Source organism: Kitasatospora sp. NPDC023176 (assembly GCF_055560495.1).
The window spans coordinates 93,403-107,856 of sequence record NZ_JBVHIP010000021.1; the positions used below are offsets into that span (position 1 = coordinate 93,403).

The 14,454-nt window shown below is 73.9% G+C and carries 9 protein-coding genes; all 9 read left to right on the forward strand.

What is annotated here, in order from left to right; translation table 11 throughout:
* The first annotated feature begins 4 nt into the window (after positions 1 to 4).
* The 9 genes from cydD to pstA all read left to right on the forward strand — a co-directional run bounded on the left by cydD (position 5) and on the right by pstA (position 14,442).
* Positions 5 to 3,559, forward strand: a complete 3,555-nt coding sequence (gene cydD, locus ACZ3YL_RS26160; RefSeq protein ID WP_465660030.1) for a thiol reductant ABC exporter subunit CydD — start codon at positions 5 to 7, stop codon at positions 3,557 to 3,559.
* A gap of 48 nt (positions 3,560 to 3,607) precedes the next feature.
* Entirely contained in the window at positions 3,608 to 5,416 is a 1,809-nt protein-coding gene (locus tag ACZ3YL_RS26165; protein WP_465660031.1) for a sensor histidine kinase, read from the forward strand.
* Between the two features lie 178 nt (positions 5,417 to 5,594).
* A complete protein-coding gene (locus tag ACZ3YL_RS26170) occupies positions 5,595 to 6,083 on the forward strand; it encodes a DUF1508 domain-containing protein (protein WP_465660032.1) in 489 nt (162 codons plus the stop codon).
* The gene (locus tag ACZ3YL_RS26175; protein ID WP_188306293.1) at positions 6,073 to 6,477 is read left to right on the forward strand and encodes a hypothetical protein; all 405 of its coding nucleotides are present in this window, start codon (positions 6,073 to 6,075) and stop codon (positions 6,475 to 6,477) included. The genes ACZ3YL_RS26170 and ACZ3YL_RS26175 overlap by 11 nt, the downstream gene beginning before the upstream one ends.
* A gap of 328 nt (positions 6,478 to 6,805) precedes the next feature.
* Positions 6,806 to 7,846 carry a PstS family phosphate ABC transporter substrate-binding protein gene (locus tag ACZ3YL_RS26180; RefSeq protein WP_188306292.1) on the forward strand — a complete coding sequence of 347 codons (1,041 nt, stop codon included), beginning with the start codon at positions 6,806 to 6,808 and terminating at the stop codon, positions 7,844 to 7,846.
* Between the two features lie 331 nt (positions 7,847 to 8,177).
* The gene (locus tag ACZ3YL_RS26185; protein WP_465660033.1) at positions 8,178 to 8,777 is read left to right on the forward strand and encodes a hypothetical protein; all 600 of its coding nucleotides are present in this window, start codon (positions 8,178 to 8,180) and stop codon (positions 8,775 to 8,777) included.
* 247 nt (positions 8,778 to 9,024) lie between these two features.
* Complete coding sequence (locus ACZ3YL_RS26190) at positions 9,025 to 11,601, forward strand: hypothetical protein (protein WP_465660034.1); 2,577 nt, start codon at positions 9,025 to 9,027, stop codon at positions 11,599 to 11,601.
* Between the two features lie 448 nt (positions 11,602 to 12,049).
* A complete protein-coding gene (gene pstC / locus ACZ3YL_RS26195; RefSeq protein WP_188306268.1) occupies positions 12,050 to 13,081 on the forward strand; it encodes a phosphate ABC transporter permease subunit PstC in 1,032 nt (343 codons plus the stop codon).
* Between the two features lie 104 nt (positions 13,082 to 13,185).
* Entirely contained in the window at positions 13,186 to 14,442 is a 1,257-nt protein-coding gene (gene pstA, locus ACZ3YL_RS26200; RefSeq protein ID WP_465660035.1) for a phosphate ABC transporter permease PstA, read from the forward strand.
* Positions 14,443 to 14,454 lie beyond the last annotated feature (12 nt).

Consider the following 14,454-nt stretch of genomic DNA (forward strand, 5'->3'; position numbering starts at 1 on the left):
CGCCGTGAAGCCGGTCGACCCCCGACTCCTCGGACACGCCCGCACCACCCGTGCCTTCCTCGCCGGATCCGTCCTGCTCGGCGGGGCGGGCGCGGCCCTGGTGGTCGCCCAGGCGAGCCTGATCGCCGAGATCGTGGTCCGCGCCTTCCAGCGCGGCGCCGGACTCGGCGAACTGACCACCCCGCTGGTGCTGATCGCCCTGACCGCCGTCGGCCGCGGGCTGGTCGGCTGGCTCACCGAACTCACCGCGCACCGGTCCGTCGCCCGGGTGAAGTCCACCCTGCGGCGCCGGCTGCTCGACCACGCCACCGCGCTCGGCCCGTCCTACCTGGCGGGCCGGCGCACCGGCGAACTCACCACCCTCGCCACCCGCGGCGTCGACGCCCTCGACGACTACTTCGCCCGCTACCTGCCGCAACTCGCCCTCGCCGTGGTCGTCCCGGTGATCGTGCTGCTGCGGATCGTCGGCGCCGACCTCACCTCCGCCGCGATCATCGCCGGGACGCTGCCGCTGATCCCGCTGTTCATGGTGCTGATCGGGATGGCCACCCAGTCCCGGATGGACCGGCAGTGGAACACCCTCTCCCGGCTCTCCCACCACTTCCTGGACGTCGTCGCCGGCCTGCCCACCCTCAAGGTGTTCAACCGGGCCCGCGCCCAGGCCGCCACCATCGCCCGGATCACCGCCGACTACCGCAAGGCCACCCTGCGCACCCTGCGGATCGCCTTCATCTCCTCCTTCGCCCTGGAACTGCTCTCCACCCTGTCCGTCGCCCTGGTCGCGGTCACCATCGGCTTCCGGCTGGTCGACGGCACCCTCGACCTGGAGACCGGGCTGCTGATCCTGATCCTCGCCCCCGAGGTGTACGTCCCGATCCGCCAGGTCGGCGCGCTCTACCACTCCAGCGTCGAGGGCCTCACCGCCGCCGACGAGATCTTCCAGGTGCTGGAGACCCCGCTGCCCGCCGCCGGGACGCTCCCGGCCCCCGACCTCACCGGCGCCGTGATCACCGCCGAAGGCCTGACCGTCCGCCACCCCGGCCGGGCCCGGCCCGCCCTGGACGGCGCCGCGCTCACCCTGCGCCCCGGCTCCAGCACCGCCCTCACCGGCCCGAGCGGGGCCGGCAAGTCCACCCTGCTGTCCGTCCTGCTCGGCCTCACCGCCCCCGAGGCCGGCACCGTCCGGATCACCGCCGCCGACGGGCGCGGGTACGACCTCGCCGAACTGGAGCCGGACAGCTGGCGGCGGCAGATCGCCTGGGTGCCCCAGCACCCCCACCTGTTCGCCGGGACGATCGGCGACAACCTGCGGCTGCACCGGCCCGACGCCACCGACGACCGGCTGTGGACGGCGCTGCGGGCCGCCCACGCGCTCGACTTCGTCACCGACCTGGACACCGAACTGGGCGAGGACGGCGCCGGACTCTCGGCCGGCCAGCGCCAACGGCTCGCCCTCGCCCGGGTGCTGCTCGCCGACGACCGCCCGCTGGTGCTGCTGGACGAACCCACCGCCAACCTGGACGGCGACTCGGAGGCGGCCGTCGTGGACGCCGTCCGGACCCTCGCCGAGGACCCGGCGCGCACCGTGCTGGTGGTCGCCCACCGGCCGGCGCTGCTGGCGGTCGCGCAGGAACGGGTCCGGCTGGCGGGGGCCGTCTCCGTCGACCTCCCGGAGCCGGTCACCCCGCTCTCCCCCAGCGCGCGTGTCATCTCCCGGGCCACCCCCGCCCCCGCCGTGCCCGAGGAGCCGGAGAGCGAGCCCGCCGGCCCGAAGTTGGCCCTGTCGGTGCTGCTCGGCGCACTCGCCCTCGGCAGCGCCGTCGCCCTGATGGCCACCTCCGGCTACCTCATCTCCCGGGCCTCCCAGATGCCCCCGGTGCTCTACCTGATGATGGCCGTCACCTCCGTCCGGGCCTTCGGCATCGGCCGCAGCGTCTTCCGCTACGCCGAGCGGCTGGTCTCCCACGACGCGGTGCTGCGCACTCTCGGCACCCTGCGGGCCGCCGTGTACCGCCGGCTCACCGTGCTCGCCCCGGCCGCCCTGCCCGCCTACCGGCGCGGCGACCTGCTCTCCCGGCTGGTCGCCGACGTCGACGCGATCCAGGACCACCACCTGCGCTGGCGGCTGCCCGCCGCCGTCGCGGCCGTGGTCGCCCTCGCCTCGGCCGTCGCGATGGGCGCCTTCCTGCCCGCCGCCGGGCTGGTGCTCGGCCTCGGACTGCTGCTCGCCGGGGTGCTGGTGCCCGCACTCGCCGCCCGCTGGTCGGCCGGCGCCGAGCGGCGCCAGGCCCCCGCCCGGGGCCGCCTCGCCACCTCCGTGGTCGACGCCCTCACCGGCACCGCCGAGCTCACCGTGGCCGGGGCGCTGCCCGGCCGGCTGGCCGCCGTCCGCAACGCCGACGCCGCGCTGACCGGCCTCGCCGCCCGCTCGGCCGCCACCACCGCGCTCGGCACCGGGCTGATCGCGCTGCTCACCGGGCTCACGGTGGTCGCCGCGGCCGCCGTCGGCATCCAGGGGGTGCACGACGGCGCGCTCGCCCCGGTCTGCCTGGCCGTCGTGGTGCTGACCCCGCTGGCCGCCTTCGAGGCCGTCACCGGGATGCCGCTCGCCGTCCAGGCCCGTCAGCGCAGCCGCGCCGCCCGGGCCCGGCTGGACGAGGTGCTGACCGCCCCCGCCCCGGTCGAGGAGCCCGCCGCCCCGGCCGCGCTGCCCGAGCGGCCACTGCCGGTCGCGGTGCGCGGGCTGACCGTACGGCACCCGGGACAGGCCGCGGACGCGCTCACCGGGGTCGACCTCGACCTCGCGCCCGGCCGCCGGATCGCCGTGGTCGGGCCCTCCGGCTCCGGCAAGACCACCCTCGCCCAGGCGCTGCTGCGCTTCCTGGAGCCGGGCGCCGGGTCCGTCACCTTCGCCGCCGGCCGTCCACAGGCGGTGGACAGCCGGGCGCTCGCGGGCGAGGACGTCCGCCGGGTGATCGGCCTCTGCGCCCAGGACGCCCATGTCTTCGACAGCTCGCTGCGGGAGAACCTGCGGCTCGCCCGCCCCGACGCCGACGAGGACCGGCTGCGCGCCGCCCTCGCCGCCGCCCGCCTGCTGGACTGGACGGACACCCTGCCCGAGGGCCTGGACACCATGGTCGGCGAGCACGGCGCCCGCCTCTCCGGCGGCCAGCGCCAGCGCCTCGCGCTGGCCCGGGCCCTGCTCGCCGACTTCCCGGTGCTGGTCCTGGACGAGCCCGCCGAGCACCTCGACCTGCCCACCGCCGACGCCCTCACCGCCGACCTGCTGGCCGCCACCGTGGGCCGCACCACCGTGCTGATCACCCACCGGCTCGCCGGACTGGACGACACCACCGTGGACGAGGTGCTGGTGCTGGACGCCGGCCGGGTCGCCGAGCGCGGCCGCTGGTCCGAGCTGGTCGCCGACCCGGACGGGCGGCTGCACGCGCTGTGGCGCCGGGAGCGGGAGGCGGACGGGGCGGCGGACGGGCCGGTGGACGGGGCGGTGGCGGGCAGACCGGCGGAGTCGGACGGGCTGCTGGAGCCGGCCGGTCTCTGATGGCCGCATCGGCCTTCGGCTGAAAACCGTACAAACTAGGCTTTCTCCATGGACCCCACGCCAGACCTCCCCGAGGCCGCCCCCGAGCCGACACCCTATCGGGTGCCCGAGATCGCCTCGCTCGGGCTGGACACCCTGGTCACCGAGGTCGCGGAACGCCTGCAGTCCGCCGCCGCCGTCACCGACCGGATGCAGCGGCTGCTGGAGGCGGTGGTCTCCATCGGCGCCGGACTCGACCTGCACGCCACCCTGCACCGGATCGCCACCGGCGCCGCCGAACTCGTCGACGCCCGGTACGCCGCCCTCGGCGTGATCGCCCCCGGCGGGCACGGCCTGGCCGACTTCATCCACGTCGGCATCGACGACGACACCGCCGCCGGGATCGGCGAACTGCCCGCCGGCCGCGGCATCCTCGGCGCGCTCATCGACCGCCCCGAACCGCTGCGGCTGACCGACCTCGGCGCCGACCCGCGCTCCTCCGGCTTCCCGCCCCACCACCCGCAGATGAACACCTTCCTGGGCGTGCCGATCAGGGTCCGCGAAGAGGTCTTCGGCAACCTCTACCTCACCGAGAAGAAGGGCGGCGGCGCCTTCACCCCCGAGGACGAACAGGTGGTGCACGCGCTCGCCGCGGCCGCCGGCGTCGCCATCGAGAACTCCCGGCTGTACGAGGAGGGGCGCCGCCGCGAACGCTGGATCGCCGGCGCCTCCGCCGTCACCACCGCACTGCTCTCCACCGAGCAGGCCGAGGGCGCGCTCACCGTCGCCGCCGAACAGGTCCGGGAGCTGGCGGGCGCGGCGCTCGGAATGATCCTGCTGCCCACCGGCACGGTGGGGGAGGGCGACTGCCAGATGCGGGTCGCCCACGCCTCCGGCGAGGCCGCCGAGTTCGTCCGCGGCGAACTGCTGCCGAAGGAGAGCTTCGCCGCCCAGCTGCTGGAGGGCGACAGTGTCTACCTGGACGACATGTCCGGCGACCCGACCGTGGTGATGCGGCTCGCCCGCAGCTTCGGCCCGTCGATGGCCGTGCCGATGGTCGCCGCCGGGCGGGTGCTCGGCGGACTCTGCGTCTGGCGCTCGCGCGGCGCCCTGCCGTTCACCGACTCCGAGAAGCAGCTCGCCGAGACCTTCGCCTCCCAGGCCGCCCTCGCCCTGCGGCTCGCCGAGGGCCAGCGCGACCAGCAGCGCCTGGCCGTCTTCCAGGACCGCGACCGGATCGCCCGCGACCTCCACGACCTGGTCATCCAACGGCTGTTCGCCACCGGGATGATGCTGGAGAGCGCCGCCCGCCGGGCCGTCGTCCCCGAGGTCAGGGTCGGCATCGGCAAGGCCGTCGACGAACTGGACGCCACCATCCAGGAGGTCCGCACCACCATCTACGCCCTGCAGCACGACAACCACGGCGACGCCCCCGACACCCTGCGCACCCGCGTCCTGCGCGAGGCCAGCCAGGCCGCCGCGGCGCTCGGCTTCAAGCCCTCGGTCAGCTTCGTCGGCCCCGTCGAGAGCCTGGTCGGCGAGAACACCGGCCGCCAACTCCTCGCCGCACTGCGCGAGATGCTCTCCAACACGGCCCGGCACGCGCGCGCCTCCCGGGTCGGCGTTGAGATCGACGCCACCGTCCACCTGGGCGACGGCGGCCGGCCCGTCGGCGGCGACCCCGAGTCGCTGGACCGGGGCGGCCGGCCCGGCGTGCTGCTCACCGTCACCGACGACGGCGTCGGCATCCCGCACGGCGGCCGGCGCAGCGGCCTGCTCAACCTGACCCGGCGTGCGGAGGCCCTCGGCGGCGCCGCCTGGCACGAGCGCGGACCGTACCGGAAGGGGGCCGTGGTGCGCTGGACGGCCAGGCTCTGAAGGCACCCGGCAGGCCCGGTGGGTACACCGATAGGTGAAAGCTGAACAAGGGAGAACTTCCCGACCAACGGCGCAAGTTGTGAACGTTCTGGGCTTTCGGCGGTTCCGTGTGCACACATAGCTTGACTCCCGTATCGGAGGGGACGGCGCTGATCAGAACCACTGGACGGAGGGGGCAGTGGACGCTTCCGGCCGCGGTCACACCGCAGCAGGGGCAAGCCGAGGGGGGTTCCGGACCGAGCGCGCACCGGACGGGCGCTACCGCTGGCAGCTGAAGGCATCCAACGGCCGGGTGGTGGCGATCACCTCCGCGCTGTTCGAGACGCCCGGCGAGGCCGAGCGGGGCTTCGACGGTCTGCGCGCCGGCGCTGCCGAACTGACCGCGCGGATCACCCATGTCCGCGACGGCATCGGCTGGATCTGGGTCATCCCCGGCTCGCGCACCCTGCCCGAAGTGCGCTCCAGCCGCGTGTACGAGCGGTACGCGACGTGCCAGAACGCCTTCCGCCGCTTCGTCGTGCTGCTCGCCAACCACCCCGCGCGCGAGCCGTCGGCACGCGAGCAGCCGGTGCGGGACGTCTCGGCCCGCGACGCCTCGGCCCGTGGCGTGCCGGCCCCCGAACCCGGCCGAAGAGCAGTGTCGTTGAGACGCCCCGATGGCCGCTGAGCGGCGCGGGCCGCGGCTGCTGATCGTGCCCGCGGCCGACCGCTGCGTGGGCTGGGCGCTGCGCGCCGCCAACGGGCGGCCGCTGGGCGTCGGCGTGCGGACGTACCGCAGCGAGGAGGAACTCGCCGAAGCGGTCCGCGAACTGATCATCGAACGGGCCGCGCTGCGCTGCTCGACGGCGCAGTCCGAGGGCCGCCAGTGGGTCTGGTCCGCCCACCTGCCGCTGCGCAGCACCCGGCCGGGCGCGGCCGACGGCGTCCCGGTCGCCCGCAGCGCGCGCGGCTACCTGCGGCGCGACCAGTGCCAGGCGGGCGTCGAGGGCTTCCTGGCCGGACTGCGATGGGTGGGGCAGGAGTTGCGGCGGTCCGGCCGGGACGGCCGCTGGCCGCTGTAGGTCCTGAAGACGGGCCCCGGTTCGTGCTGTCCCGGTGAAGCGCAGGTTTCCGGCAACACCCCGAGCCGTCTCCTGGAGAAGAACGTCGACCGGTTTCGGAGGCTCTGTTCCGCCCCTGTCACGTCCACCGTGACCAGTGGCTAAACCTCGTCGAACCGATGAGTCGACAATCCCGGGCCGGGCCCGACCACCCTTCCGACGCAACCTCCCGGCCGGACAGGATCTGCACTGCCGGAGCGGCCGCAGCAGACACGGCCGGCCGGTCCCGAACTCCCCCCGGAGTACGGGTTTCACGCGATGTACGTCCCTTCTTCGGAGGAACAGGAACATGCGTAAGACCGCTGCCAAGCTGCTCGCCGCCGCCGCGCTGGCGACCTCCCTCGCCACCGTCGCCACCGGCACCGCCGTGGCCGACCCGGCCGCCGGCGTCACCCCGGCCGCGCAGGACATCGTCGGCGTCGGCTCGGACACCACCCAGGCCGTGCTGGACCAGTTCTCCACCGACTACAACGCCTCGCTGGGCTCCGGCTCCACCGCCCCGCGCCTGTACAGCTACGACGCGACCGGCACCTCGCCGATCACCACCAAGACGGGTGCCACCTCCATCACCCGTCCGAACGGCTCCGGCGCCGGCATCTCCGCGCTGGCCGCCAACACCAGCGCCACCGTGGACTTCGCCCGCTCCTCCCGCGACCCGCAGTCCTCGGACCCGAACACCTTCGACTTCGTCGCCTACGCGACGGACGCGGTGTCCTGGGCGGCCCAGAACGGCGGCCACGCGCCGGCCAACCTGACGACGCAGAACCTGAAGGACATCTTCAACTGCAACGTCACCACCTGGAACCAGATCGACCCGAGCCTGTCGACCAACACCATCAAGCCCTTCCTGCCGCAGGCCAACTCCGGCACCCGCGCGTTCTTCCTGAAGACGCTCGGCATCACCACCATCAACTCCTGCGTCACCCAGGGCGTCCAGGAGAACCAGGGCAGCGCCCTCGCGCTGCAGGACCCCGACGCGGTGGTCCCCTACTCCGTCGCCCACTTCATCGGCCAGGCGTACTACGGCAAGGGCAGCGGCAGCGACGTCCAGGGCCCGCTGACCGTCCGCAGCATCGACGGCGTCGCCCCGATCGACACCACCAACAAGGTGATCACCGACGCCTTCGCGAGCACCAACTACGCCCGCTCGGTCTACAACGTCCTGCGCCACGCCGAGTTCGTCGCCACCGACACCCACGGCACCGCGCTGCAGGCGATCTTCGGCACCAACGGCTGGATCTGCAACAACGCCACCGCGACCGCCGACCTCCAGAGCTTCGGCTTCCTGCCGCTGCCGGCCGGCGCCTGCGGCAGCACCCTGCACTCCTGATCGACCCCGCACCCCGCACGACCCGGCGGCCACGGACCTCGCGCCTGTGGCCGCCGGCCGCCACCGTCCCGGCCGCCTCCGGCCGCCCCGGCCGTGGCGGACCCGGGAGGGCCGACGCTGCCGGTCGCGCGGGACCCGGCGGGAGCGGGGGCGCCACCTTCGCGGGTGGTGCCGAACCGGCTCCCGGCCGACGACAACGCGACCCTCCCGAGTCCGGACACGACCACGCCGCGCCCGTGCGCCGCTCGCCGAGCGGTGAACGGTGCGGCCACCACAGCTCTCTGACCGGTCGTCATCTCTGCACCACCTCACCTCTCCCAGGGAGTACACCATGGCAAGAATCGGCGCCCGTCTCGCTGCCACCGGGGCAGCCGTGGTCCTCGGGATCACCGGCTTCAGCAGCGTGGCCGTGGCCGACAGCACCGTCGCCGCCACCACCGCGCCCACCGGCAGCGCGGTGATCACCGTCGATCAGCAGTTCCTGGCCGGCACCGCGCTCAACGGCATCATCGTCGTCCCGCTGCCGTCGGCCACGGCGGACGACACCGACAACGTCCTCACCACGACCTTCCCGGTCACCGGCGGCGTCGCCAACATCCCGGCGTTCAACGGCCACGTGCAGTTCGGCGGCGGCCTGCTGTTCGTGAACCTCGACAACGGCAAGAACGTGGCCTTCAAGCAGCTGGACTTCGGCGTCCGGGCCTGGAACATCCCGGCCGTTCCGGCCGGCGGCACCGCGCCGGTGGCGCTGCTGGACCCGCGTGGCTACACCCAGCGGGGCGTCACGGGCACCACCCAGACGGTGTCGGCCACCAGCCTCCAGGTGGACGCGGCCGGGGCGCAGTACCTGGACTCCGCGCTCGGCACCACGTACTTCACGGGCGGCCAGTTGGTGGGCTCGCTCGCGCTGTCGTACACCCCCGGCAGCTGATCCGGCGCTCGGCCCGGACACCCGGTGAACGGCGGGCCCGCGTTTCGGCGCGGGCCCGCCGGTGTGCCAAGGGGAGCCCCCAACTCCGTTCCAGGGTAGCCGCGTTGTGTTCTCGTACACCCTGTCGACCGGATTCGGACACATCCGGCTGGCCGAATGGTGGGTACTGGGGGTGCCCGGCCGTCGGCATGCCCGATCCCTTTGCGCCGTGTGCTGGGCGGCGCGGATTCGCACGGAGGTGCCCGCCATGAGAGTCCGACTGCCCGACCGGAGACACCCGGGATGGTGGCGCCGCCGGCTTCCGGCGGCCGCGTTGGTGTGGTCGGTGGTGGTGGCACTCGGGGTGGTGCCGATCGGCCTGGGCGTCGGGCCGCAGGCGGTGGCGGAGTCCTCCACCGTGACCGTCCCGGGGCCGAACCTGTTCGACCCGAAGAACCCGGGGGTGCCCGGCAAGCCCGGGAGCATCACCGTCTCGCAGACGAAGGACCTCACCAACCAGGTGGTCCAGGTCTCCTGGAGCGGTTTCACGCCGACCGTCGACGGCGTCGGGAACCCGCGGCCGACCGCGCACCGGTCGGACGCCACCACCTTCTACGCCGTCCGCATCTACGAGTGCCGCGGCGAGAAGCCGAGCATCACCGACTGCTACGACAGTTCGCTGTACGGCGGGGATCCGGCGGCGGGCTTCCAGCAGGCGGCCCCCAAGGTGACGGCTCCGGACTTCCCGAGCAACCTGGTGATCGCCCCGACCGGCCCGGACGGCTCCGGAGCCGCGGACGTCCAGCTGTACACCTCGGACCAGAGCCCGACCCTGGGCTGCGACGCCACCCACGCCTGCTCCCTGGTGGTGGAGGCGAACTACGGCGGGGACAGCCTCGGGGCGACCACCGCGGACCGTTCGGTGGACTGCCGGAACCACGCCATGGACAAGCTGCGCTCCCGCACCACCGCGGCCGACGTGGTGTTCAACCGCGTCGCCATGAACGGGATGGCGAGCGGCGAGCAGTGCGCCTGGGAGAACGCCAAGGTGATCCCGCTGTCCTTCGCGCCGACGCCCGCCGCCTGCGACTCGCAGACGCCGGCGTTCGTGTCCGAGGGGCTGGAGATGGCCAACCGGGCCGTGCAGAAGTGGCGGGCCGGCCTGTGCATCGGGGACTCGCCGCTCTCCTTCCAGTACCTGTCCGCCAGCGGTGAGCCGCAGGCCCGCACCCGCTTCCTCGCCGGGACGACGGACGTGGCCCTGACGGCGCTCCCGGACACGGCGGCCCCGGCGCGCCCGTACGTCTACGCGCCGCTGGCCACCTCGGGGGTGTCGGTGGTGTTCCTGGTCGACGACCCGACGACGGGCCGGCAGATCAGGGACATGAAGCTCAACGCCCGGCTGATGGCGAAGCTGCTCACCCAGTCCTACTCGCCGAAGGGCGCCGTGAAGTCGGTGCAGGGGAACCCGACCTGTGTCTTCGCGGACCCGGAGTTCCTGAAGCTGAACCCGCTGCCCGACGCGTCGGGGCTCAAGTGGCCGCAGTTCTGCAACGTCAACGAGTTCGCCCCGACCGTCGTGGGCGGGACGACGGACCTGGTCCACCGGCTGACCTCGTGGATCGCCGCCGACCCGGACGCCGCACGGTTCCTGGACGGCGAGCCCGACCCGTGGGGCATGCACGTCGACACCTACTACCTGCGGCCCGCGTTCTCCGGGTACCCGGTCGACACCTTCATCCGGCAGGACTCGTCCGGGATGGACAAGCCCACCAGCGACGAGCAGAAGCACTGGCGCGAGTTCGAGTGGAACCCGGTCACCTCCGGGCTGGGCGACCTGGTCCGCAGGACCCTGCAGAACAAGCCCAACTGCATCCAGGCGAGCGTCAACGGTGCGGGCGGCCACGACGCGTGCGTGCCCATGGAGCCCGGCACCCGGACACTGTTCTCGGTCATGGACACCGGCCAGGCCAAGGCCTACTCGCTCCCCGAGGCCCAACTGCTCAACCCGGCCGGCTCGTTCGTCTCCCCCAGCACCACCGGCTTCCAGGCCGCGGTGGCCGACATGACCGTCGACGCCGCCACCGGCGTGCAGTCGCTGCCCTACGGGAGCGCCGACACCGCCTTCTCCCGCGACCAGCGGGCGTACCCGCTGACCCTCGTGCAGTACGCGATGGTGCCGACCCAGGGCGTTCCGGCCGACAAGGCGGCCGCGATCACCAGGTTCCTGCGGACCACCACGACGAGCGGCCAGGTCTACGGCAACGAGCCGGGCCACCTGGCGCCCGGCTTCCTCGCGCTCACCGGAGCCCAGCGGGCCCAGGCGGCCGACGCCGCCTCGCACGTGGAGACCCAGGACGCCAAGCTGCCCGGCAACCAGGCCGCGCCGTCGAACCCGCCGGCTGTCGGCCCGGGTGACGGGGGCACCGGCGGGGGCACCCCGGCGGAGGGCTCGGGCGCCGCGGCCGGCACCACCCCCGTCAGTGCCGGCGCCGACGGCGGTACGGCCGGCGGCGGTTCCGGGGAGGCCTCGACCGGCGGCCTCGGGGCCGGCTCCGCGACGGCCGGTGGCGCCGCCGCCGGGGCTCCGGCGCCCGGCGGGAAGAGCCCGGGGTCTCCCCCGAGCGCGCCCGGCAAGTCGCTGAGCGCCGCGCCCGTCGCGGCCGGGACACCGGCGGCGGACCGCTCCGGCGCCGCCCGGCTGCTCCTGCCGATCGCGCTGATCGGCGGCCTGGTGCTGCTGGTCGGCGGGCCGGCGGCGCTGATCCTGGGCGGGACACCGGCCGGGGAGCGGACGCTGACGGGGCTGAGGAACGGCTGGTCGCGACTGCGCCGGCGGTTCTGACGGCTGCTGCCGTACGGCTGACCGGCCGTGCCTGACGGCTCGTGCTTGACGGCTCGTGCCTGAGGCCCGACGTTTCACAGCCGCCGTCGTTCCCCGCTCCCGACGGCTCGGCGAGGCCGCCGTTCCGGTCTCGCCGAGCCGTCCGGCAGCTTCCTCAACTCTGCCATACCTCAACGCAGTCGGCCGACACCGGCCCGGGTGGCCGGATCCTTTCCGGCCCCCGCTGGCACACCGGTCGCGATCGTCACCGTGGCCAACTCCGCCACCGAACTGGCTCGTTGGGGCCTCGTACACACGCGCGACCCGGTGCGGCCACCTCCGGATGGCCGAATGGGTACGCGCCGGCACCGCCGCCCGGCCCCAACCGGCCTCGCCCCCCAACGACTTCGCGCCACCGTCCAGTCCGGGCGCCGCCCGGTCATCCGCACCCGAGCACGGAGAGCAGAGCATGACAGCCGCCGCCGAGCCCGCGGCCTCGTCCGCCGGGGCCCCGGGCACACCCGACCGCGGAGCCGCCGCCGACGTCCCGCGCACCATCACCGCCCCCGCGACCCCCGGCGACCGGGTGTTCCGCGGGGTGCTGCGGACGGCCGGGCTCTCGGTGTTCGCGATCATGGGCCTGATCGCCTTCTTCCTGCTCCTGCGCGGCTCGGACGCGCTGCGCGCCGTGGGCTGGTCGTTCCTGACCGAGCGGAAGTGGCAGACCGCGGCGCACACCTTCGGCATCGCCGCCGTCCTGCCGAACGGCCTGCTGATCGCCGTGATCGCGCTGGTCATCGCCGTTCCGGTGGCGCTCGCCACGGCGATCTTCATCTCCGAGTACGCGCCCGTCCGGCTGCGCGCCTCGCTGGTCTCGCTGATCGACCTGATGGCGGCGATCCCGAGCATCATCTACGGCCTGTGGGGGCTGTTCTTCCTCCAGCCGCGGATCATCGGCTTCTCCCGCTGGCTCTCCAACCACCTGGGCGACGCGATCCCCTTCCTCAAGGTGCGCACCGGCGACATCGGGACCTCCTACACCTCCTCCACCTTCATCGCGGGCGTCGTCGTCTCGCTGATGATCGTCCCGATCGTCACCTCGCTCAGCCGGGAGGTCTTCTCCCAGGCCCCGCAGGGCGAGCGGGAGGGCGCCTACGCGCTCGGCTCGACCCGCTGGGGGATGGTGCGCACGGTGGTGCTGCCGTTCGGCCGGGGCGGTGTGATCGGCGCGGTCATGCTGGGCTTCGGCCGGGCGATGGGCGAGACCATCGCGGTCGCGCTGATCATCTCGCCGAACTTCAAGACCATCACCCACATCCTGGAGAACGGCGCCAACTCGATCTCGGCGCTCATCGCGCTGCGCTTCGGCGAGTCGGACGCCCTCTCGCTCTCCGCGCTGATGGCGGCCGGCCTGGTGCTGTTCGCGCTGACCCTGCTGGTCAACGTGGCGGCCGGCTTCGTGATCAACCGGTCCCGCTCCGGGGCCTCCACCGCCGACTGAGCCGGCGGTACGGACATGACCGGTCCCGCTGCGACCGCTGCTGCGACCCCTGCTGAGACCTCGTCTGAGACCTCGTCTGAGACCCCGTCGAAGGGAACGACCCGATGACCACGCTCGACCTGCCGCCGGCCGCGGCTCCGGGTGCCGCCGTTCCGGGCTCCGCCGTTCCGGGGCCCGCGGCCGGCCCGGCGGAGCCGCGCCCGGAGAAGCGCGTGAAGCTCGGCGGCGGCACCCGCGAGGACGTGTTCACCGTGGCCGGCGCGGCGGTCGGCTCGCTGGCGCTGGACTGGATGCTGTACGAGCGGGTGCTGCCGTTCAGCGGCGCCTTCGGCTTCCTGGTCTGCTGGTACCTGCTCTTCCTGGGCGCCTACGGCACGCTCGGCCGGCTCCAGTGGGGCCCGCTGCTGGTGCGCGAGCGCCTGGTCTCGGTCGTGGCGTGGAGCGCAGGCCTGCTGGTGCTGGCGCTGATCGTCGACCAGGTCGGCTACCTCGCGGTGCGCGGGTACGAGGCGGCCCAGCACCTCAACTTCTTCACCGAGTCGATGGAGCGGACCGCCGCGCTCTCCCCGATCACCTCCGGCGGCGCGCTGAACGCGATCGTCGGCTCGCTCGAACAGGTCGGCCTGGCCACGCTGTTCGCGGTACCGCTGGGCATCGCCGCGGCGATCTTCATGTCCGAGGTCGGCGGCCGGATGGCCAAGCCGGTGCGGACCCTCGTCGAGGCGATGACGGCGCTGCCGTCGATCGTCGCGGGCCTGTTCGTGCTCGGCATCGTGATCCTGACGCTCGGCTTCGACAAGAGCGGCTTCGCGGCCTCGCTCGCCCTCACGGTGATGATGATGCCGATCGTCACCCGGGCCTCCGAGGTGGTCATCCGGTTGGTGCCGGGCACCCTGCGCGAGGCCTCGTACGCGCTCGGCGGCAGCCAGTGGCGGACGGTGTGGAACGTCGTGCTGCCGACCGCCCGGCCCGGTCTGGTCACGGCGGTGGTGCTCGGTGTGGCGCGCGGCATCGGGGAGACCTCGCCGGTGCTGCTGACCTCGGGCTTCACCCCGCAGTTCAATGCCGACCCGTTCCACGAGCACCAGGTGTCTCTGCCGCTGTACATCTGGAACTACGTCAAGCAGCCCTACCCCGAGATGGTCGCGCGCGCCTTCGCGGCGGGGCTGACCCTGATGGCCCTGGTGCTGATCCTGTTCGTCACCGCGCGGGTGCTCGGCGGCCGTCGCCCCGGCGAGCTGACGCGTGCCCAGCGGCGCCGGATCGACCGGGAGGCGCGGCGGGCCGAGGGCGCCGCGCGGTCCGCCGCCGCCCTTCCGGCCGTCGCCCAGTCCACCGCCGCGCTGCCCGGGAACAGCTGATGACTCACCCAA